At 59.1% G+C, this 269-nt stretch carries 1 pseudogene; it reads right to left on the bottom strand.

Annotated features, from left to right (window positions below):
- Nucleotides 1-68 precede the first annotated feature (68 nt).
- Nucleotides 69-269 (bottom strand): annotated as a pseudogene (locus ALO43_RS01450) (thioesterase); the annotation flags it as partial.

The raw sequence follows: 269 nt of genomic DNA, 5'->3' as shown, positions 1-269 counted from the left end.
CAGATAAGATCTGAATTTCAAAAAAAGACACGCGCCCTGCAGAGAGGCCGCGCGCGAGGCAAACAGGGTCAACCGGCGGCCCGGTTCATTTGCCGTGAGGTGCTGTTGCGCCAGCGGGCCAGGTGCTGTTCGCAATAGCGCCGCAGCAGACGGAGCAGCTGTGTTCGCTCGTCGACCAGATAAAAGTGATGGCCCTCGAACATGTCCAAAGAGAATCCGGTGCGGGTCTCTTCCTGCCAGTCGAGCAGTTCCTCGACGCTGATGCTGTC

It is taken from the genome of Pseudomonas tremae, assembly GCF_001401155.1.
GTDB classification, from domain to species: Bacteria; Pseudomonadota; Gammaproteobacteria; order Pseudomonadales; family Pseudomonadaceae; genus Aquipseudomonas; species Aquipseudomonas tremae.
This window is presented reverse-complemented; position numbering and strand designations above follow the sequence as displayed.